21 protein-coding genes and 1 tRNA gene are annotated in these 20,238 nt (G+C 71.1%); 8 read left to right on the top strand and 14 right to left on the bottom strand.

Features of this window, described 5'->3' with window-relative positions; translation table 11 throughout:
* Positions 1-56 precede the first annotated feature (56 nt).
* Positions 57-713 carry an SDR family oxidoreductase gene (locus ACFV0T_RS36415; RefSeq protein ID WP_385788921.1) on the top strand — a complete coding sequence of 219 codons (657 nt, stop codon included), beginning with the start codon at positions 57-59 and terminating at the stop codon, positions 711-713.
* Positions 714-765: 52 nt separating this feature from the next.
* On the opposite strand, the gene ACFV0T_RS36410 is transcribed toward ACFV0T_RS36415, so the two are convergent.
* On the bottom strand, positions 766-978 hold the full coding sequence (locus ACFV0T_RS36410; protein ID WP_385788919.1) for a hypothetical protein: 213 nt from the start codon (positions 976-978) through the stop codon (positions 766-768).
* Positions 979-1,107: 129 nt separating this feature from the next.
* Between ACFV0T_RS36410 and ACFV0T_RS36405 the strand changes: the two genes are divergently transcribed.
* On the top strand, positions 1,108-1,392 hold the full coding sequence (locus tag ACFV0T_RS36405) for a hypothetical protein (protein ID WP_385788917.1): 285 nt from the start codon (positions 1,108-1,110) through the stop codon (positions 1,390-1,392).
* A gap of 237 nt (positions 1,393-1,629) precedes the next feature.
* On the opposite strand, the gene ACFV0T_RS36400 is transcribed toward ACFV0T_RS36405, so the two are convergent.
* Positions 1,630-1,711: transfer RNA gene (locus tag ACFV0T_RS36400), tRNA-Tyr, on the bottom strand.
* Between the two features lie 233 nt (positions 1,712-1,944).
* Here ACFV0T_RS36400 and ACFV0T_RS36395 point away from each other — a divergent pair.
* Positions 1,945-2,433 (top strand): YajQ family cyclic di-GMP-binding protein, encoded by a 489-nt coding sequence (locus ACFV0T_RS36395; RefSeq protein ID WP_385788915.1) that lies wholly within the window; start codon positions 1,945-1,947, stop codon positions 2,431-2,433.
* 125 nt (positions 2,434-2,558) lie between these two features.
* Here the strand turns inward: ACFV0T_RS36395 and ACFV0T_RS36390 are convergent, their stop codons facing one another.
* Positions 2,559-2,825 (bottom strand): GlsB/YeaQ/YmgE family stress response membrane protein, encoded by a 267-nt coding sequence (locus ACFV0T_RS36390; RefSeq protein ID WP_385788913.1) that lies wholly within the window; start codon positions 2,823-2,825, stop codon positions 2,559-2,561.
* Between the two features lie 402 nt (positions 2,826-3,227).
* Here ACFV0T_RS36390 and ACFV0T_RS36385 point away from each other — a divergent pair, with 402 nt between their 5' ends.
* On the top strand, positions 3,228-3,629 hold the full coding sequence (locus ACFV0T_RS36385) for a YccF domain-containing protein (protein ID WP_385788911.1): 402 nt from the start codon (positions 3,228-3,230) through the stop codon (positions 3,627-3,629).
* 21 nt (positions 3,630-3,650) lie between these two features.
* Here the strand turns inward: ACFV0T_RS36385 and htpX are convergent, their stop codons facing one another.
* From htpX to ACFV0T_RS36330, 11 genes are all read right to left on the bottom strand, one after another.
* Entirely contained in the window at positions 3,651-4,514 is an 864-nt protein-coding gene (gene htpX / locus ACFV0T_RS36380; RefSeq protein WP_385788910.1) for a zinc metalloprotease HtpX, read from the bottom strand.
* Positions 4,515-4,814: 300 nt separating this feature from the next.
* Positions 4,815-6,350 (bottom strand): NADH-quinone oxidoreductase subunit N, encoded by a 1,536-nt coding sequence (locus tag ACFV0T_RS36375; protein ID WP_385788909.1) that lies wholly within the window; start codon positions 6,348-6,350, stop codon positions 4,815-4,817.
* Positions 6,347-7,930 carry an NADH-quinone oxidoreductase subunit M gene (locus ACFV0T_RS36370; RefSeq protein WP_385788907.1) on the bottom strand — a complete coding sequence of 528 codons (1,584 nt, stop codon included), beginning with the start codon at positions 7,928-7,930 and terminating at the stop codon, positions 6,347-6,349. Before ACFV0T_RS36370 ends, ACFV0T_RS36375 begins: the two co-directional genes overlap by 4 nt.
* Positions 7,931-7,936: 6 nt before the next feature.
* Positions 7,937-9,931 (bottom strand): NADH-quinone oxidoreductase subunit L, encoded by a 1,995-nt coding sequence (locus tag ACFV0T_RS36365; protein ID WP_385788906.1) that lies wholly within the window; start codon positions 9,929-9,931, stop codon positions 7,937-7,939.
* On the bottom strand, positions 9,928-10,308 hold the full coding sequence (gene nuoK / locus ACFV0T_RS36360; RefSeq protein WP_385788905.1) for an NADH-quinone oxidoreductase subunit NuoK: 381 nt from the start codon (positions 10,306-10,308) through the stop codon (positions 9,928-9,930). Before nuoK ends, ACFV0T_RS36365 begins: the two co-directional genes overlap by 4 nt.
* Complete coding sequence (locus ACFV0T_RS36355; RefSeq protein WP_385788903.1) at positions 10,308-11,057, bottom strand: NADH-quinone oxidoreductase subunit J; 750 nt, start codon at positions 11,055-11,057, stop codon at positions 10,308-10,310. The genes nuoK and ACFV0T_RS36355 overlap by 1 nt, the downstream gene beginning before the upstream one ends.
* Complete coding sequence (locus tag ACFV0T_RS36350) at positions 11,054-11,614, bottom strand: NuoI/complex I 23 kDa subunit family protein (protein ID WP_385788901.1); 561 nt, start codon at positions 11,612-11,614, stop codon at positions 11,054-11,056. Before ACFV0T_RS36350 ends, ACFV0T_RS36355 begins: the two co-directional genes overlap by 4 nt.
* A complete protein-coding gene (locus ACFV0T_RS36345; protein ID WP_385788899.1) occupies positions 11,614-12,582 on the bottom strand; it encodes an NADH-quinone oxidoreductase subunit H in 969 nt (322 codons plus the stop codon). Before ACFV0T_RS36345 ends, ACFV0T_RS36350 begins: the two co-directional genes overlap by 1 nt.
* Positions 12,579-14,198, bottom strand: a complete 1,620-nt coding sequence (locus tag ACFV0T_RS36340) for an NADH-quinone oxidoreductase subunit C (protein WP_385788897.1) — start codon at positions 14,196-14,198, stop codon at positions 12,579-12,581. The genes ACFV0T_RS36345 and ACFV0T_RS36340 overlap by 4 nt, the downstream gene beginning before the upstream one ends.
* Entirely contained in the window at positions 14,195-14,953 is a 759-nt protein-coding gene (locus ACFV0T_RS36335; protein WP_385788895.1) for an NADH-quinone oxidoreductase subunit B, read from the bottom strand. The genes ACFV0T_RS36340 and ACFV0T_RS36335 overlap by 4 nt, the downstream gene beginning before the upstream one ends.
* Positions 14,944-15,363: an NADH-quinone oxidoreductase subunit A gene (locus tag ACFV0T_RS36330; protein WP_385788893.1), complete on the bottom strand. Its 420-nt coding sequence runs from the start codon at positions 15,361-15,363 to the stop codon at positions 14,944-14,946. Before ACFV0T_RS36330 ends, ACFV0T_RS36335 begins: the two co-directional genes overlap by 10 nt.
* A gap of 197 nt (positions 15,364-15,560) precedes the next feature.
* On the opposite strand from ACFV0T_RS36330, the gene ACFV0T_RS36325 reads away from it, so the two are divergent.
* The 4 genes from ACFV0T_RS36325 to ACFV0T_RS36310 all read left to right on the top strand — a co-directional run.
* Positions 15,561-16,847, top strand: coding sequence for a sensor histidine kinase (locus tag ACFV0T_RS36325; RefSeq protein ID WP_385788891.1), 1,287 nt, complete (start codon positions 15,561-15,563; stop codon positions 16,845-16,847).
* 110 nt (positions 16,848-16,957) lie between these two features.
* Positions 16,958-18,322, top strand: coding sequence for a sensor histidine kinase (locus ACFV0T_RS36320; RefSeq protein WP_385788890.1), 1,365 nt, complete (start codon positions 16,958-16,960; stop codon positions 18,320-18,322).
* Between the two features lie 247 nt (positions 18,323-18,569).
* Positions 18,570-19,241 (top strand): LuxR C-terminal-related transcriptional regulator, encoded by a 672-nt coding sequence (locus ACFV0T_RS36315; protein WP_385788966.1) that lies wholly within the window; start codon positions 18,570-18,572, stop codon positions 19,239-19,241.
* 419 nt (positions 19,242-19,660) lie between these two features.
* A partial coding sequence (locus tag ACFV0T_RS36310; RefSeq protein WP_385788888.1) for a 2-oxoacid:acceptor oxidoreductase family protein occupies positions 19,661-20,238 on the top strand: 578 nt, incomplete at its 3' end.

Genomic DNA, 20,238 nt, shown 5'->3' with positions numbered 1-20,238 from the left:
GTGACGTGGCTGAAGTCGTGCGGCGGATGCGGCCGTCCGGGCGTACGGTCGGAGACATGCGCATTGTCATCGCTGGTGGTCATGGTCAGATCGCGCTGCGGCTGGAGCGGCTGCTCTCCGCGCGCGGGGAAGAGGTCGCGGGAATCATCCGTACGGCCGAACAGGCGGACGATCTGCGGGAGGCCGGCGCCGAACCGGTCGTGCTGGACCTGGAGTCGGCCTCGGTCGAGCAGGTCGCGGCCGTTCTGCGGGGCGCGGACGCGGCGGTGTTCGCGGCGGGCGCCGGTCCGGGCAGCGGCGTGGCCCGCAAGGAAACGGTGGACAAGGGCGCAGCCGTGCTGTTCGCGGACGCGGCGGTCCTGGCGGGCGTACGACGCTTCGTGGTCGTGTCCTCCATGGGCGCGGATGCGGCGCACCAGGGCGACGAGGTCTTCGACGTCTACCTGCGCGCCAAGGGCGAGGCCGACGCGTACGTGCAGAACCTGGACGCCCTGGACTGGACGATCCTGCGCCCCGGTGCGCTGACGGACGACGCCGGCACCGGCCTGGTACGCCTGGAGGCGCACACGGGCCGCGGTTCCGTCCCGCGCGACGACGTGGCCGCCGTACTGGCGGAATTGGTGGACACCCCGGCGACGACCGGTCTGGTCCTGGAACTGGTCCGCGGGTCGACGCCGGTGACGGTCGCGGTGAAGTCGGTGGCGGGAAACTGACCTCGTCGGCGCCGGTCCGGGTCCCCCGAACGGCCGTACGGGTCGCTGGGGTCTAGAACAGCGGCATCTGGCCGGGGAACTCGGGCACGGCGTACCCGTCCAACGCGGGCTGGGCCGCGCCGAGTTGGGCGGCGCTGCGGGAGCCCGGGCATGAGGTGAGGGCGCCGTTCTCCCGAGCGCCGGGCGGATCGTGCCGGGCGAACCGGCCCGCGACCACGGCGATCTCGCGACGGCACTCGGGGCAGCTTCTGCGGCGGGACGACATGGGATCAGTGTGCCCTGCACCGGACCTGACGGCACCGATGGCCGGCCGATACGGCCGTACCGGCGGAGCTCTGGCGGGTCGCGGGCGTCGACGCGCGGAAGTCCGGACATCTCCCTAGGCTCCGTGCACGTGGCAGACACCTTCGAGGAACTCGTGGCGAAACAACGCACCGCGTACGAGGCACACAGACGGGTCCTGCAACTGCGGGACGCCTACGGAGCCCCCACGGCCGAGCAGTGGACGCAGCAGCAGTCAGACACGTACGAGACCGCCTGGCGGGCCTGGCGGGACCTGGCACGGGACGTACAGGCCTCCGTGACCGAGTACGCCAAGGACGAGGGCCGGTCGCGCAACGACGTCGAGGCGGACGTGAAGCAGCTGGCGGGACCGGAGCCCGAGGAGGCGATCGAGTAGAACGGGAAGAACGGCAGGTCCGGCGAGGACGACAAAGGCGCCCCCGCGACCGGCTGACGACCGCGCACAGGCGCCCGACACCTGACCCCTGACCCCTGACGTCCACGGCCCGCCCGCGCGGGTCGGGCAGGAGGTTCGGGCGCGAGACAACGTGAGGCGGCACGCCGATCGCCGGACGGCATGACAAAGGCCCCGTGACCTGCGTAGAAGGCAGGTCACGGAGCCTTTGTTTCCCTGTGGCGGCGCCAGGGTTCGAACCTGGGTAGGCTAAGCCGGCAGATTTACAGTCTGCTCCCTTTGGCCACTCGGGCACACCGCCGGGTTTGCTGCCCTTCGCACCGCTTTTCGGCGATGCTCCCTGGCAACGACGTAAACAATACCCGATGGGGAGGGGTGCTTCGCCACCCGATTGATCGCCTCCCACGGGGAGCGGGGTGGCTAGGCTTGGGCGGATGCGGCCAGGGCCCCGGCGGGCTCGGCGGCAGCCCCGTGCATGCCGGTACACAGCCGGTACGCACCCGATACGCCCCCGGATACAAGGAGCCACAGGACATGGCCGACTCCAGTTTCGACATCGTCTCGAAGGTCGAGCGGCAGGAGGTCGACAACGCCCTCAACCAGGCCGCCAAGGAGATCTCGCAGCGCTACGACTTCAAGGGCGTGGGCGCCTCGATCTCCTGGTCCGGGGAGAAGATCCTGATGGAGGCGAACTCCGAGGACCGGGTGAACGCCGTCCTCGACGTCTTCCAGTCGAAGCTGATCAAGCGCGGGATCTCCCTCAAGGCGCTGGAGGCCGGTGAGCCCCAGCTCTCGGGCAAGGAGTACAAGATCTTCGCGGACATCCAGGAGGGCATCTCCCAGGAGAACGCCAAGAAGGTCGCGAAGATCATCCGCGATGAGGGCCCGAAGGGCGTGAAGGCCCAGGTGCAGGGCGAGGAACTGCGCGTCACCTCCAAGAGCCGTGACGACCTCCAGGCCATCATCGCCCTGCTGAAGGGCAAGGACTTCGACTTCGCGCTCCAGTTCGTGAACTACCGGTAGTCGACGCGCGCAGGGCGCCACGTGTCGCGCGTCGCTCGTGCTCGTGCCTCATACGAGAGGGGTGGGCGCCCGTCGGTGCCCACCCTTCTCCGCTGCCGGCCGCGGTACCGGAACGCGTGCCGGACTCAGTCGCGTGAGTTGCCGAACAGAAGGCGGTAGGCGATCAGGAGCACCAGCGAGCCGCCTATCGCCGCTGCCCAGGTGGCGCCGTCGTAGAAGTCCTTGCTGATCGGATGGTCCAGCCAGCGGGCCGATATCCAGCCACCGAGGAACGCCCCCACGATGCCGATGAGGGTCGTACCGATGAAGCCGCCCGGGTCACGGCCCGGCAGCAGGAACTTGGCGATGGCCCCGGCCAACAGCCCCAGGATGATCCAGCTGATGATGCTCATGCCGTGAACCTGCCCTTCCATGTCGTGCTTGCACAGGCCCGGCCCTGTGACTTTCGTCCGGCCGGGCTGTGCGTCCTCGTGCCGTTCCTGTCGTGTCGACAAAGAAGACGCCGGGGCGGCGTCCGGCGGTTGCACGGGGCAATGGGGTGCGGCGCATGACCCGGTCCGGCGCATGACCCGGCCCGGCCCCGGGCTGCGGGCTGCGGGCTGCGGGCTGCGGGCTGCGGGCTGCGGGCTGCGGGCTGCGCGGGAGCCTGGGTGCGTGGCGTTCGGAAGAGTTCGTCTCCGAACGTTCCCGATCACGCCACAAGGCCGCTGCGGCTCGCAGTTGAACGTCTGGCCCACTGATACTTGTCAAGGACAGACAGCGTTCGCGGAGCCACCTGGGGAGAGGTACCGACCATGAAGTTGTTCAACCTGCTGCTGAATATCGTGTGGCTGGTTTTCTGCGGTATCTGGATGGCCATCGCCTACACGATCGCCGCGCTGATCTGCTTCGTTCTGATCATCACGATTCCGTTCGGCATCGCGTCGCTGCGCATCGCCGGGTTCGTACTGTGGCCGTTCGGACGGACCACGGTGGAGCGGCCCGACGCCGGTGCGCCGTCGTTCATCGGCAACGTGATCTGGGTGATCTTCGCGGGCTGGTGGCTGGCCCTGGGGCACCTCATCACCAGCATCCCGCTGTTCCTGTCCATCATCGGCATCCCGTTCGGCTGGGCCAACCTGAAGATGATCCCGATCTCCCTCATGCCGCTGGGCCGTGACGTCGTGTCGACGGACCAGCGGTTCGGCGGGCGCTGACCGGAGCCCGGCAGCGACGCCCTACGGGCGGCGGCCCGCCATCTTCTCCAGCCGGGCGATGCGCTCCGCCATCGGCGGGTGGGTGGAGAACAGCTTCGAGACCCCCTGGCCCGGACGGAAGGGGTTCGCGATCATCATGTGGCTCGCGGTCTCGATGCGCGGCTCCGGGGGCAGCGGCAGCTGCTTGGTGCCCGCGTCGAGCTTGCGCAGGGCACTGGCGAGCGCTATCGGGTCGCCGGTGAGCTGGGCGCCGGACGCGTCGGCCTCGTACTCCCTGGAGCGGCTGATGGCCAGTTGGATGACGGTGGCCGCGAGCGGGCCCAGGATCATGATCAGCAGCATGCCCAGAATGCCGGGGCCGTCGTCGTCGTTCGAACGTCCGATCGGGATCAGCCAGGCGAAGTTGACCAGGAACATGATCACCGAGGCGAGGGCGCCGGCCACCGACGAGATCAGGATGTCGCGGTTGTAGACGTGACTGAGCTCGTGGCCGATGACTCCGCGCAGTTCACGCTCGTCCAGGATGCGCAGGATGCCCTCGGTGCAGCACACGGCCGCGTTGCGCGGGTTGCGGCCGGTCGCGAAGGCGTTCGGCGCCTCCGTCGGGGAGATGTACAGGCGGGGCATGGGCTGACGGGCCTGGGTGGAGAGGTCGCGAACCATGCGGTACAGCGCCGGGGCCTCGAACTCGCTCACCGGGCGGGCGCGCATCGCGCGCAGTGCCAGCTTGTCGCTGTTCCAGTACGCGTACGCGTTGGTGCCGAGGGCGACGAGGACCGCGACGATCAGTCCCGTACGGCCGAAGAAGCTGCCGATCAGGATGATGAGTGCGGACAGTCCCCCGAGGAGTACTGCGGTCCTGAGCCCGTTGTGCCGGCGGTGCACGGTACGCCCTCCAAGTGGTGCAGCAGGGGAACCCTTTGCTTGCTGTCTTCGATGCCACTGGTGTCGTGGTGTCACATCCAGTGGACCCTCCCGTACTGGTCAACGCCAGGCGGGAGCGACTAGTTCCCTTGTGCGTGCGGCGGCGCGAGTGGGCCGTCCGGGTGACGGGACCCCGTGCCGCGTCGGCCGCCTCGGTGGTGCGGGTCGGCCGCCTCGGTGTGCGTCGCCCGCAGCTTCGGAGGTGCGTCGCCCGCAGCTTCGGAGGTGCGGCGCCCGCAGGCTCGGTGGTGCGCCGTCGCCTCAGAACAGCCCGGTGTCGGCGAAGCGCAGGACCAGCTGCGGCGCTCCGGACAGGGCGATACCCAGGACGCCGGTCAGCGCGATCGCGGCCGTGAGGGGGGTCGGGACGCGGTGCTTCTCGGGCTGCCCCTCGGGGGCCCGGAACAGCAGCGTCGTCCACCGGAGGTAGTAGAACAGCGCGATCACGACGTTGACGGCCATGACCACCGCGAGCCATCCCATGCCCGCGTCGACGGCCGCCGAGAAGACGGTGACCTTCGCGAAGAGGCCGATGACGCCCGGCGGCAGCCCGGCGAGGCAGAGCAGGAAGAAGGCCAGGAGCAGGGCGGCCACGGGGTTCGAGGCGTAGAGGCCCCGGTAGTCCGTGACGCGGTTCAGGGCCCGGTTACGGCCGACCAGCGCGGCCACCGCGAAGGCGCCCAGGTTGACCGCCGCGTACATGAGGGCGTACGCGAGCGTGGAGCCGACCGACTTGCGGGCGTCGTCGGAGTACGCGGCGGCGGCGATCGGTACGAGGAGGTAGCCGGCCTGGCCGACCGACGACCACGCGAGCAGGCGTACCGCGCTGTACGCGCGCGTGGCCTGCTGACGCAGGGCGCCGACGTTGCCGACGGTCATGGTGAGGGCGGCCAGCGCCGCCACGGCCGGCCCCCAGACGTGGGCGTACGTCGGGAAGGCGACGACGGTGACCAGGATCAGGCCGGAGAAGCCGACCGCCTTGCCGACCACCGACAGGTAGGCGGCGATCGGGAGGGGGGCTCCCACGTAGGTGTCGGGCACCCAGAAGTGGAAGGGGACGGCGGCCGTCTTGAAGGCGAAGCCGACCAGGGTGAGGACGACGCCGGTCTGGGCGAGGGTGTAGAGCTGGCCGTCGACGCGCTGGATGCGGTCGGCTACCTGGGTGAGGTAGAGGGTGCCGGTGGAGGCGTAGACGAAGCTGATGCCCATCAGGCTGACCGCGGTCGCGGTCACCGAGGACAGGAAGAACTTCAGGGCCGCTTCGGAGGACTTCCGGTCGCCGTGCCGGATGCCGACGAGGGCGAACGCGGGCAGGGAGGCGACCTCCAGGGCGACGACGAGGGTGGCGAGGTCGCGGGAGGCGGGCAGCAGGGCGGCGCCCGCGGCGGAGGAGAGCAGCAGGAACCAGTACTCCCCTTCGGGGAGCCCCTTGTCGGCGTCCTTCAGGGTGGTGACCGACAGCAGGGCCGCGACGAGGGCGCCGGCGAGGACCAGGAACTGCACGACGAGGGTGAAGTGGTCCACCGTGTAGCTGCACACGCCCGCGTCGCCGGTGAGACAGAAGGTGCGGCGGTCGCCGTCCAGGAGGGGCAGCAGCAGGAGGGCCGCGGCGGCGAGACCCGCGACCGAGACCCAGCCGAGGACGGGCTTCCGGGCGTCGGCGAGGAACAGGTCGGCGACGAGGACGGCGAGCGCGACCACGGCGGCGAGGGTGGGCGGCGCGATCGCGAGCCAGTCGACGGACTGCACCGCCGACTGGACCGCGGACTGCGCCAGGGGCTGGGCCAGGGAGCTCATCGGGTGCCTCCTGCGAGGAGCTGCTGCACGGCCGGGTCGGTCAGGCCGAGGAGGGCCTTCGGCCACAGCCCGGCGACGACGGTGAGGGCGACGAGCGGGGTCCAGGCCGCGAACTCGTAGGTCTGGACGTCGGCGAGCCTCGGGGCCTCCCGCGCGCCCCGCGGCAGGGCGCCCATGCAGACGCGCCGGACCACGATGAGCATGTACGCGGCGGTGAGCAGCGTGCCGAACGCGGCGATCGCCATGAAGGTGAGGTAGGCGGGGCGGCTGAGGCCGGCGGCGGGCTTGAACGCGCCGAACAGCGCCAGCATCTCGCCCCAGAACCCGGCGAGGCCCGGCAGGCCGAGCGAGGCGACCGCGGCGAAGGCGAGCAGGCCGCCCAGACGCGGGGCCCTGCCGTACAGCGCGGCACCGGTCTCCTCGGCGAGGCTGTCGAGGTCGGTCGTGCCCGTGCGGTCCTTCAACGCGCCGACCAGGAAGAAGAGCAGGCCGGTGATGAGTCCGTGGGCGATGTTGGCGAACAGGGCGCCGTTCACGCCGGTCGGGGTCATCGTCGAGATGCCGAGCAGGACGAAGCCCATGTGGCCGACGGAGGAGTAGGCGATCAGGCGCTTGAGGTCGCCCTTCGCGCCCTGCCGGGCGAGGGCGAGGCAGGCCAGGGATCCGTAGACGATCCCGACGACGGCGAAGGCGGCGAGGTAGGGCGCGAAGGTGCGGAAGCCGTCGGGCGCGATCGGCAGGAGAATCCGAACGAAACCGTACGTACCCATCTTCAGCATGACACCGGCCAGCAGGACCGAACCGACGGTCGGCGCGGCGGTGTGGGCGTCGGGCAGCCAGCTGTGCAGCGGCCACATCGGCGTCTTCACCGCGAGCCCGATCCCGATCGCCAGAACGGCGATGACCTGCACGGATGTGGTCAGCGACCGGCCGTTGTCAGTGGCGAGTGCCACCATGTCGAATGTGCCCGCCTTGATTCCGATCAGGAGCAGGCCGAGCAGCATGACGACGGAGCCGAGCAGTGTGAAGAGGATGAACTTCCAGGCGGCCTGGGTCCGTTGCGCACCGCCCCAGCGGGCGATGAGGAAGTACATCGGGATGAGGACCGTCTCGAAGGCGAGGAAGAACAGCAGCAGGTCGAGGACGGCGAAGGTCGCCAGCGTGCCGGACTCGAGGACGAGCAGCAGCGCGACGAACGCCTTCGGGCCGGGGCCCGCGGGCATCTTGAAGTAGGAGTACAGCGCGCAGAGGAAGGTCAGCAGCGCGGTCAGGACCAGAAGGGGGAGGGAGATGCCGTCGATGCCGAGGTGGATCCGCACGTCGAGTGCGGGGATCCAGCTGATGTCCGTCGTGGCCTGCATCTTCGACGGATGGTCGTGGTCGAAGCCGAGCGCCAGGACGACCGCGGCGATGAGGACGACACCGGTGACGGTCACGCCGTGCCGCAGCACGGCCTGCTCGGGCGACTTCCCCTTCAGTCCGGGCGGGGCCGGCAGCAGAGCGGCGGCGGCCCCGAGGAGCGGGCCGACGACGACGAACGCCAGAAGGAACTGCATCACGGACTCGCTGATATCGATCACGCCTGCTCACGCTCCCGTGGCGACGAGGACGGCGGCGACCGTCAGGACGACGGCACCGGCGAGCAGCGCGCTCACATAGGTCTGCACATTGCCGGTCTGGGCACGCCGTACGGCGGCGCCGAGCCAGCGCGGTAGGGCGGCCGCGCCGCGCACGTAGGTGTCGACCACCTCGCGGTCGAGGAACCGGACGAGGCTCGCCGCGCCCTGGACGGGGCGGACGAACAACACGTCGTACACCGCGTCGAGATGGAAGCCGACGGCCGCGTGGCGGTACAGCGGGCCGAGCAGGAGACGGCCGGGATCGGCCGGATCGGGCGCGTAGGCCACGTCTCCGTAGGCGGGTTCGTGGCCGGCGATGGCCTCGGCCTCGACGAGTCCGGCGTCGCCCTCGGGGTGGGCGGCGACCGCACCCAGGGGGACGTCGGCGGCGAGGGCCCGGGTGCCCTGCCAGACGCCGTAGGTGGTCAGTCCGCCGACCAGGGCGAGGCCCGTGCCGAGGATGGAGGTGGTGAGCGTCGGGGTGAGGGAGCCGCCGTCGAACCAGCCCGGTAGCGATGTGTACGCGAGGCCGCCGAAAGCGAGGGACGGGACGGCGAGCACCCACAGCACGACGGTCATGGTGAGCGGCTGGCGGCCGTGGTCGGCGACCTCGGCGCCCCGGCCGCGGAACGCGAGCAGCCACAGACGGGCCGCGTACGCGGCGGTGAGCAGCGCCGTGAGCAGGCCGGCCACGAGGACGGTCCAGCCCGCGGCGATGGGCGCCTGCTCGGTGTGGCCCGTGGTGACGTGTTCGGCGGCGGCGAGGACGGACTCCTTGGAGAAGAAGCCGCTGAACGGCGGGATCGCGGCGAGGGAGAGGAGCGCCACGGTCATCGTCCAGTAGGCGTCCGGGACACGGTCGCGCAGTCCCCCCATGCGGGCCATCGCGGCCAGCGAGTTGGTGCCGGCGGCGTGGATGACCACGCCCGCCGCGAGGAACAGCAGCGCCTTGAAGGCGCCGTGCGAGAGGAGGTGGAAGACGGCGGCACCGCGGTCGCCGACGGCGAGGGCGCCGGTCATGTAGCCGAGCTGACTGATCGTCGAGTAGGCGAGGACGCGCTTGATGTCGTCCTGGGCGAGCGCCGCGAGCGCCGATCCGGCCATGGTGACGGCGGCCATGACGGCGAGGACGACCATCGCGGCCGAGGAGGCCTGGAACAGCGGGAGGAGACGGGCGACGAAGTAGACACCGGCGGCCACCATGGTCGCGGCGTGGATCAGCGCGGAGACGGGCGTGGGACCCGCCATCGCGTCGGGGAGCCAGGTGTGCAGCGGGAACTGCGCCGACTTGCCCGCCACACCGGCCAGGAGCAGCAGGGCGACCAGTGTCGGGTGGTCGATCCCGCCGCTCGCGACCGTGCCGAGGATCTTGGTGATCCGGAAGGAGCCGGCGTCGGTGGCGAGGGCGAACAGGCCGATGAGGAAGGGGACGTCGCCGAGCTTGGTGACCAGGAAGGCCTTGAGCGAGGCGGCGCGGGCCTCCGGGGTCTCCCAGTAGTGGCCGACCAGGAAGTAGGAGCAGATGCCCATGACTTCCCAGCCGACCAGCAGCACGATCAGATCGCCGGAGTAGACGACCAGGAGCATCGCGGAGGTGAACAGGGAGACGAGGGCGGCGTAGGAGGCGTAGCGCGGGTCGTCACGCAGGTAGCCCGTCGAGTAGATCTGCACGCAGCTCGCCACGAAGGCGACGAGGACGGCGACGAGGGCGGCGAAGCCGTCGATGTGCAGGGCGATTTCGACGGGGACCGAGCCGGTCGGCGTGAGCTCGGTGGCGGCGTCGATCGCCTGGCCGCCGCCCTGGCGCACCGCGACCAGTACCGCGAGGACGAGCGCGCCGAGGGTCGGCAGGACGGCCAGCGGGCGGACGAAGCCGGGGTCCGTGCGGCCCAGGAGCAGACCGGCCACGGCGCCCAGGAACGGCAGGAGGGGGACGAGGACGGCGAGGGTGGTCGTGGTCACGCGGTGGCCTCAGCCTTCTCGGCCGCGGGGGCGTCGTTGTCGGGGCCGTCGCTCTCGTGTCCCTCGGCGGAGTCGCGGAGCTTGTCGATGTCCGCGGTGCCGCGGTTGCGGTGGACGGCGAGGACGATCGCCAGGCCGATGCCGATCTCGGCGGCGGCGATGGCGATGGTGAACAGGGTCAGGGCCTGGCCGGAGTGCAGGGTCTCCTCGGCGGTGCGGCTGAGCCAGACGTCGAAGGCGACCAGGTTGAGGTTGACGGCGTTGAGCATCAGCTCGACCGACATCAGGACCAGGATCGCGTTGCGGCGGGCGAGGACACCGTAGAGGCCGGTGCAGAAGAGGAGGGCGGCGAGCACGGCGGGATAGACGAGGTGCATCAGCGGACGCCTTCCTTGCCGGCACTGTCCGATGCCTTGCCGGCAGTGTCCGATGACCTGTCGCCGTCGGCCGAAGCCCTGTCGGCGCCGGCCGAAGCCCTGTCGGCGCCGGCCGAAGCCCTGTCGGCGCCTGCACCGGCGGAGGCGGGCGCGTCACCCCCGCCTGGCGTCGGGGTGCGCGTGGCGGCGGTCGCCGTCGCGGCCGCGGTCGCCTTCGCCTTGCGGGAGAGGACGATCGCGCCGACCAGGGCGGCGAGGAGGAGGACGGAGAGGGCCTCGAAGGGGAGGACCCAGTTCTGGAAGAGGCTCTCGCCGGTGACGCGGGTGGTGCCGGCGGGCTCGCCGGCCAGGTCGATCCAGGTGGCGCGGAAGGCGTCGACGACGACCCAGACCAGGGCGGCCGCGGCGGCGACGGCCACGGCGAGGGCGGCCCAGCGGTTGCCGGAGTCGGCGTCCGGGGAGCGGCCGATGGGGGCCCTGGTGAGCATCAGACCGAACAGGAGGAGGACGACGACGGAACCAACGTAGATGAGGACCTGCACCCAGGCGATGAACTCGGCGGTGAGCAGGAGGTACTCGACGGCGAGGCCGCCGAGGGTCACCACGAGCCACAGGGCGGCGTGCACCAGCTGCCGGGTGGTGACGGTGACGAGCGCGGCGCCGAAGGTGACCAGGCCGACGAGCAGGAAGGCGATCTCCACGCCCGTCGGGGAGAGGAAGCCGTGCGGACCGGCGGCGGCGAGGGTCATGACTCCTCCCTCTCTCGCTCGTTCGACTCGGTCTGCGCGGCGGCCAGCTTCTCGGCGGTCTTGCGGGCGGCGGCGATCTCCTTCGGTTCCTCCGCGGCCGGGTCGAGGGCGGGCGGGGCCGGGACCGTCCACATCCACTCACGGAGCTTGTCGCGTTCGTGGGTGAGTTCGCGGATGTCGGTCTCGGCGTACTCGAACTCCGGGGACCAGAACAGGGCGTCGAAAGGACACACCTCGATGCAGATACCGCAGTACATGCACAGGGAGAAGTCGATGGCGAAGCGGTCGAGGACGTTACGGCTGCGCTCACGGCCGCCGGGGGCGGCGGCCGGGACCGTCTCCTTGTGGGAGTCGATGTAGATGCACCAGTCGGGGCACTCACGGGCGCACAGCATGCAGACCGTGCAGTTCTCCTCGAACAGGCCGATCACGCCGCGGGTGCGGGGCGGGAGGTCGGGCAGGGTGTCCGGGTACTGCTCGGTGACCGTCTTCTTCGTCATCGTGCGGAGGGTGACGGCCAGGCCCTTGGCCAGCCCGGAGCCCGGGATGGGAGCCATCAGGAGATCACCACCTTGACGATGCCGGTGAGGGCGATCTGGGCGAGGGAGAGGGGGACCAGGAGGGTCCAGGAGAACTTCTGGAGCTGGTCCTCGCGCAGGCGGGGATAGGTGACGCGGAGCCAGATGACGACGAAGGCGAGGACGGCCGTCTTCAGCAGGGTCCACACCCAGCCGAGGCCGTCGGCGCCCCAGGGTCCGTGCCAGCCGCCCAGGAAGAGGACGGTGGTCAGGCCGCACAGGACGACGATTCCGGCGTACTCGGCGAGGAGGAAGAGGGCGAAGCGCAGACCGGTGTACTCGGTGTACGCGCCGAAGATGATCTCCGAGTCGGCGACCGGCATGTCGAAGGGCGGGCGCTGGAGTTCGGCCAGGCCGGCGATGAAGAAGACGAACGCGCCGGTGAGCTGCCAGGGAAGCCACCACCAGTGGAAGGCGTCCACGATGCCGGGGAGGGAGACCGTGCCGGCCGCCATCGCGACCGAGGCGGCGGCGAGCAGCATCGGGAGTTCGTAGGCGAGCAGTTGGGCGGCCGTGCGCAGGCCGCCGAGGAGGGAGAACTTGTTGGCGGAGGCCCAGCCGGCCATGAGGGAGCCGAGGACGCCCACGCCCATCACGGCGAGCACGAAGAAGATGCCCGCGTCGACGACCTGTCCGACGGCGCCCTCGCCCGGACCGATCGGGATGGCGAGGAGGACCAGGAGGTACGGCAGGAGGGCCACGGCGGGGGCGAGCTGGAAGACCCGGCGGTCCGCGCCCGCCGGGACCACGTCCTCCTTCTGCGCGAACTTCACTCCGTCGGCGACGAGTTGGGCCCAGCCGTGGAAGCCACCGGCGTACATCGGGCCGAGGCGGCCCTGCATGTGGGCCATCACCTTGTGCTCGGTCTGACCGACGATCAGGGGGAAGGTGAGGAAGACGCCGAAGACGACGAGGAGTCGCAGGGCGACATCCAGCACGTCGTTCACTGCGGGCCTCCTTGGGGGTCGGTGGGGGCGCCGGGGGTGGGCTTGTCGGGAGTGCGCGTATCGGGGGCGGGAGTGTCCGGGGTGCCCGTATCGGGAGTGCCCGTGTCGGGGTTGGGGTCGCCGGGGGCTCGGTCGTCGTCCGGTGTGGGCTCTTCGGGAGCGGACGCGTCCGACGGGGGCGCTTGCTCCGACTCGGGTTCCGGGGCCGGGTGCGAGTCCGGGGCCGGCTTCGACTCCGGGGCGGGCGCGGACTCCGGCGCCGGCGTCGGCTTCGCGGCGGGCGCGGCCTTCGACGTCGGCGTCGGCTTGGTCGCGGACCCCTGGGCCGGGGCCGGGTCTGCCTCCGGCTTCAGGCCACGCTCTGCCGCCGATTCCGGGCCGCGCTCCACCTCCGGCCTCAGGCCGCGCTCCGTCTCCGGCGCGGGCTCCGCCTCCGGTTCCTCGAAAGCGGGACGGGCGTGATGCCACGGGGCATCCGGGCTGCGGGAGCCGGTGACCGGCCGCCGAGAGGGCGTCGCCGGGGTCCGTTCCGGAGCCTGTTCGGAGGCCTGTTCCGGGGCTGGGGCCGTGTGGGTCTCGGCTCGCTGGGACGCGGAACCTCCGGTGGCCGTGCGCGCACGGCGCGGTCCCGCGGGACGCGCAGGACTCGCGGGACGCGCCGCATCGGGCGTGCCCTCGGAAGCCGAAGCCGCCGTCGCCTCCGTCGGCCCAGCCACCTCCGAAGCCTTCGAAGCCTCCGTCGGCCCAGCCACCTCCGAAGCTGCCGCAGCTTCCGTGGCCTCCGTCGTCCGTGCCACCTCCGAAGCCGTCGAGCCTTCCGTCGCCTCCGTCGCCCCCGAGCGCTGTGACGCGGACCCGCCCGTGGCGGTCCGTGTCCGTCGGGCGGTGCCCGGCGTCGGCGCGTCCACCGGCGTCTCCGCACCACCAGCGGCCGGGCTCGCCGCCGCCTGGCCGGCCGAGCCCTCCGATGCCGTGCGGGCGCGGCGTACCGGGCGTTCGCCGGTGGGGCGGCCCGCGGCGCGGGCCGGGCGGGCCGGGGCAGGGGGGAGCTGGCCCTTGAGGGGGCCCCATTCGTTCGGGTCGGGGACGCCGGGGGGAAGCATCTGACGGCGCTTGGGGCCGCCGTGCTCCGACTCACCGGGTTCCTTCGCGCCGGGCCAGGCCTTGGCGACCCGAGCCGCCAGGACGAAGTCCTTGCGCAGCGGATGCCCCTCGAAGCCCTCCGGGAGGAGGAGATGGTCCAGTGCCGGGTGGCCCTCGAAGGCGATGCCGAACATCTCGTGGGTCTCGCGCTCGTGCCAGGCCGCGCCCGCGTACACGTCCACGGCGGACGGCAGGGCCGGGGACTCGTGCGGGACGGTCGTACGCACCAGCAGCCGGCGCACCGGGGACAGCGCGGCCACGTGGGCCGAGACCCGGAAGCCGGTGCCCGGTTCGTCGACGGCGCTCAGCCAGTCGAAGTAGGTGCAGCCCAGTTCGTCGCGGGCGACGCGCAGCGCGGCGGTCCAGGACGCCGGCGGTACGTCGACCGTCAGGACCTCGTACGACTCCTCGGCGGTCGCCTCCGCGCCGAAGAGTCGGTCGGCGGGGGCGGGCAGCCAGCCCACTGTGGTCATCGGTCCTCCCCCTCCGGGGACGAGGCCTCCGGGGACGCGACCTCCGGGGACGAAGCCTCCTGAGACGCGACCTCCGGGGACGAAGCCTCCTGAGACGCGACCTCCGGGGATGAAGCCTCCTGAGACGCGGCCTCCGAGGACGGAGTCGCCGAAGACGAGGCCGCAGGGGACGGAGTCGGCGGCGGCTGCACCAGTCCGCTCTGGAGCGCGGCCGCGGAGGGCCGTGCGGTCCCGTAGCGCTCGGCCAGCGACTCGCGCGCGATCTTCTCCTGGAGCTTCAGGATTCCCTGGAGCAGGGCCTCGGGGCGGGGCGGGCAGCCGGGAACGTAGACGTCCACCGGGATGATCTGGTCGACGCCCTTCGTCACGGAGTAGGAGTCCCAGTACGGGCCGCCGCAGTTGGAGCAGGCGCCGAAGGAGATGACGTACTTCGGCTCGGGCATCTGCTCGTACAGCCGCTTCACGGCCGGCGCCATCTTGTCCGTGACCGTGCCGGAGACCACCATCAGGTCGGCCTGACGCGGGCCCGGCGCGAAGGGGATGACGCCGAGCCGGATGAAGTCGTGGCGGGCCATCGACGCGGCGATGAACTCGATCGCGCAGCAGGCGAGGCCGAAGTTGAAGACCCAGAGCGAGTAGCGGCGGCCCCAGTTCAGGACCACCTTCATCGGCTCGGGAGCCAGCCGGGCGAGGGCGCCCAGCCGCTTCGGCTCGGGGAGCGGCACGGGCTCGGCGGGCGAGGGGGTCACGTCCATGCGAGGACGCCCTTCTTGTATGCGTACAGCAGGCCCACGGCCAGGAAGCCGAGGAAGATGAACATCTCCACCAGCGTCGTGGCGCCGTAACCATGGTCGGCGAAGACCGTCGCCCAGGGGAAGAGGAAGATCGAGTCGACGGCGAAGACGACGTACAGGAACGCGTAGACGTAGTAGCGGACCTGGGTGTGGGCCCAGCCCTCGCCGACGGGGTCGACACCGCACTCGTACGTCATCAGCTTCTCGGGGGTCGGGACCACCGGGCGCAGCAGACGGCCCGCCCCGAAGGCCACGGCGACGAACAGCACGCCCACGACGGCGAGCAGCCCGACGACCGAATAGGACTGGAAGTAGTCCGCCGCGACGACGACGGTCGGGTCGTGCAACGTGTCCCGCAACGTCTCCGGCAACGTCCGCCCTCGCTCCCTGACCCTGTTACCTTCGTGAACCCTGTGTTCGACGATGTGTACGCACGGGAGTCTAGGCCCTGATAAAGAGCCGGTAAGCAGCCCGTCACACCTCGGGATCCGGGAGTGGGGTTTTCCCCCGTCCGTCGCGGTGGCGGACCTCATGGCGTTGTGGCGCGCCGCGCGGCACGCTAGCCCGTATGACCGCAGCCACGCCCTCCCCGGGCAGAGACGTGACCCGGCAGGACACCGAGGGCTCCGAGCGCTCCGAGATCTCCGAGGGCTCCGCCGACGGTGCCGGCCTCCTGCCCCCGGCCCGCCCCGCCTACGACCCGCAGACGTGGAAGGAGATCGCGTATCTGCTGGCGAACCTGCCGATGGCGGTGTTCGGCTTCACGTATGTGATGACGGCGCTGTTCGTCAGCGGCCTGCTCACCTTCACCGTGATCGGGCTGCCGCTGCTGGCGCTCGGGCTGATGGGGTCGCGGCTGCTGGGCCGGTTCGAGCGGGGCCGGGCGCGGGCGCTGCTCGGGCTGCGGATCGACGAGCCGAGCCCGTTGCCGCTGGAGCGGACGGCGGGGTTCTTCGCGCGGTTGTGGATGACGCTGAAGGATCCGGTGGGCTGGCGCGCGGCGCTGTACGACCTGATACGGCTGCCCTGGGGCGTCCTCACCTTCGCCATCACGCTGACCTCGCTGTTCGTGCTGTGGCCGGTGCTGCCGTATCTGGCGCGCGGGCTCAGCAACGCGGACCGGGCGATGGTGCGCGCCCTGCTGTCGCCCTCCGACGAGCTGGAGCGGCGGATCGCCGAGCTGGAGTCGGACCGGGGGGTCGTGGTGGACACGGCGGCGGCCGACCTGCGGCGGATCGAGCGCGATCTGCACGACGGCGCCCAGGCCCGGCTGGTCAATCTGGCGATGGGGCTCGGTCTGGCCAAGGAGAAGCTGCTGGAGGGCCAGGCCGACGAACACGTGGCGGCGATGGTCGAGGAGGCGCACGGCGAGGTGAAGCTCGCGCTTCAGGAGTTGCGCGACCTGGCCCGGGGCATCCACCCGGCCGTCCTCACCGACCGCGGTCTCGACGCCGCCCTGTCCTCGGTCGCCTCGCGCTGCACGGTGCCGGTGAAGGTGACGGCCGAGCTGGGGTCCAGACCGGCCGCGGCCATCGAGGGCATCGCCTACTTCACCGTCTCGGAACTGCTCCAGAACGTCAGCAAGCACAGCGGGGCGCGGACGGCCTCCGTCGACGTGTGGCGGGCGGAGGACCGGCTGATGCTCCAGGTGTGGGACGACGGCCGCGGGGGCGCGCGGCTGGACGGCGGCAGCGGTATGCGCGGTCTGGCCGACCGCCTCGGCGCCGTCGACGGCCTGTTCGTCGTCGACTCGCCGCCGGGCGGTCCGACCACGGTGACGGCGGAACTGCCGTGGCGGGAGCGGTCGCAGGTGGACCGGCGGGGCGAGGGCGGTCGAGGGGCACGGCTGGGGTAGGGAAAACCCCCCGTCCAAGACGCCGACGACCTCCATGGTCCGCTGACCTGCGGTCGAGCAGGGTGGAGGTACGACAGGCGACCCGCCGACGAGCAGAATGGACGACACCGATGGCCAGCGAGTACGGGCAGGGCAGCGAGTACGGACAGGGCTACGGGCAGGACTACCGGCAGATGTACGGGCACGGGGAGCGGCGCCACCGGGTGCCGGCCGGGCTGCGGGCGCCGTTCGAGGCGCGCAGTTGGCGTGAGTTCGCGTACATCCTGCTGAGCCTGCCGATCAGCATCCTGCTGTTCACGTACGCCGTCACGATGATCTCGGTCGGCGCGGGGCTGCTGGTGACCTTCATCGGCATCCCGGTGCTGGCGGCGGGGCTGGCCGGCTGCCGTGGTCTCGGGGCGCTGGAGCGGGCGCGGGCCCGCGGGCTGCTGGGCCTGGAGGTGGGCGACCCCGAGCCGCTGCGGACGCGCGGACACGGCGCGTGGGCCTGGATGACCGCCCTCATGAAGAGCGGCACGTCGTGGCGGCAGCTGCTGTACGCGGTGATCCACTTCCCCTGGGCGGTGTTCTCGTTCTGTGTCGCGGTGACGTTCTGGACGTACGGGTGGGCGACGCTGACGTACCCGCTGTGGTTCTGGGTCTTCCCGATGTACGGCGGTCAGGGCGGTCTCCAGCTGTACGGCGACGAGCAGCACCGGATCTACCTGGACAACCCGTTCGAGATCACCGTCACGGCGCTGGTCGGCCTGTTGTTCACGCTGGCCACGCCGTGGATCGTCCGGGCGCTGACGCAGGTGGACCGGCTGCTGGTGCACGGACTGCTGGGGCCGTCGCGGCTGGCGTCGCGGGTGGTGGAGCTGGAGTCGGACCGGGGGGTCGTGGTCGACACGGCGGCGGCCGACCTCCGGCGCATCGAACGGGATCTGCACGACGGGGCGCAGGCCCGGCTGGTGGCGCTGGCCATGGACCTCGGGCTGGCGAAGGAGAAGCTGACGGAGGATCCGCGGGAGGCGGCGCGGATGGTGGACAACGCGCACGGTGAGGTGAAGACGGCCCTTCAGGAGCTGCGCGACCTGGCCCGGGGCATCCACCCCGCCGTCCTCACCGACCGCGGGCTCGACGCCGCCCTGTCCTCGGTCGCCTCGCGCTGCACGGTGCCCGTGCGGGTGGACGTGGACCTGACCGAGCGGCCGGCGCAGGCGATCGAGGGGATCGCGTACTTCACCGTCTCCGAGCTGCTCCAGAACATCAGCAAGCACAGCGGGGCGCGGGCGGCCTCGGTCGACGTGTGGCGGGTGGAGGACCGGCTGATGCTCCAGGTCGTGGACGACGGCGTGGGCGGGGCGGACGCGTCCGGGGGGTCGGGTCTCGCGGGGCTGGCCGGCCGGCTCGACGCGGTGGACGGGATCCTGCTGGTGGACTCGCCGGCCGGAGGACCGACGCGGGTGACGGCGGAGCTGCCCTGGCGTGGCTGACCCGCCCGTCCATTTCCCCTCACCGTCCCCCTTCTCCAGCCTGCCCCCCTCCGGTCGGCCGAGGGGGAGCGGGGCCGAGAGGACGAGAGGACGAAACCCGGCGTGTCGCGCACGTGTTCCCGTCGCCCGGGCGCGGGCGGCTCCGAATGCTGGAATGCTGGACGTGTCGAAGCGGGCGGGTACCCGGTGGGGGTACGGCGCCCGCCCGGACGCGTCCGGGACGCGGGGCTGTGGGGGGCCGAAGATCGTGGAGGACAGGGTGCGGGTGGTCATCGCCGAGGATTCGGTGCTGCTGCGGGAGGGGCTGACCCGGTTGCTGACCGACCGCGGGCACGAGGTCGTCGCCGGGGTCGGGGACGCGGACGCCCTGGTCAAGACCATCACGGAGCTGGACGCGGCGGGCGAGCTCCCGGACGTCGTGGTGGCGGACGTACGGATGCCGCCTACGCACACCGACGAGGGGGTGCGGGCCGCGGTCCAGCTGCGCAAGACGCATCCCGGACTCGGGGTGCTGGTGCTGTCGCAGTACGTGGAGGAGCGCTACGCCACCGAACTGCTGGCCGGTTCCAGCCGCGGTGTCGGCTATCTGCTCAAGGACCGGGTGGCCGAGGTGCGCGAGTTCGTGGACGCGGTGGTGCGGGTGGCCCGGGGAGGTACGGCGCTCGACCCCGAGGTGGTCGCTCAGCTGCTCGGACGCAGTCGCAAGCAGGACGTGCTCGCGGGGCTCACCCCCCGGGAGCGGGAGGTGCTGGGTCTGATGGCCGAGGGCCGGACGAACTCGGCGATCGCCCGGCAGCTGGTGGTGAGCGACGGCGCGGTGGAGAAGCACGTCAGCAACATCTTCCTGAAGCTCGGGCTGTCTCCGAGCGACGGAGACCACCGGCGCGTCCTCGCGGTCCTCACCTATCTGAATTCATGACCGGCCGAGCGTCCGGTCGGCCATCAGGCCGACCGTCCGGCCGATCACCGACCCGTTCGGCCGACTGTCGAATTCATGATCTTGGTCATCCGAGTTCATGATCCGAATTCACGAACCGACGGCTGTCCGAATGCGCGATCGGACGGCACCGGCGCCGAAACCGATTCATTCGAAGGGCGGAACCGGGCAGAACCGCAGAGCAATCGCCGTGCGTCTTCAGGGCGAGTACCGGGGGGCGAGACAAGCGTGCCGGTCCGGGCCGTCGAAAGCCTGTCACCTCTTGGCGTAGAAGCGCCACGAAGCGGTGATCGTCGTGCGAATGACCCGGGGATGGCGCCCCTTGCGGACGTAGGGTTGATGTTGGGAAGGCCTTCGAGAAGGCCGCTCCCAGACAGCCGCCTCGAGGGAGGTCCAGTTCAGTGACCAGCCAGGTCAGCAGCGCAGCGGAACAGGCCGACGGAGCCGTCGTAGGAGAGCAGCGCAAACCGGGCGGGGCGAAGGACGTACAACGCCTCGACCGGGTGATCATCAGGTTCGCGGGGGACTCCGGTGACGGAATGCAGCTCACCGGGGACCGCTTCACCTCGGAGACGGCGTCGTTCGGGAACGACCTGTCGACCCTGCCGAACTTCCCCGCCGAGATCAGGGCCCCCGCCGGCACCCTTCCCGGTGTCTCTTCCTTTCAGCTGCATTTCGCCGACCACGACATCCTCACGCCCGGCGACGCGCCCAATGTCCTGGTCGCGATGAACCCGGCGGCGCTGAAGGCGAACATCGGGGATGTGCCACGCGGCGCGGAGATCATCGTCAATACGGACGAGTTCACCAAGCGGGCGATGCAGAAGGTGGGGTACGACGTCTCGCCGCTGGAGGACGGTTCGCTGGACGGCTACCAGCTCCACCCGGTGCCGCTGACGACGCTGACGGTCCAGGCGCTGAAGGATTTCGACCTCACCCGTAAGGAGGCCGAGCGCAGCAAGAACATGTTCGCGCTGGG

The sequence above is a fragment of the Streptomyces sp. NPDC059582 genome (assembly GCF_042735715.1).
GTDB lineage: Bacteria > Actinomycetota > Actinomycetes > Streptomycetales > Streptomycetaceae > Streptomyces.
The sequence above is the reverse complement of the archived record's forward strand: the minus strand, read 5'-3'. Positions and strand labels throughout refer to the sequence as shown.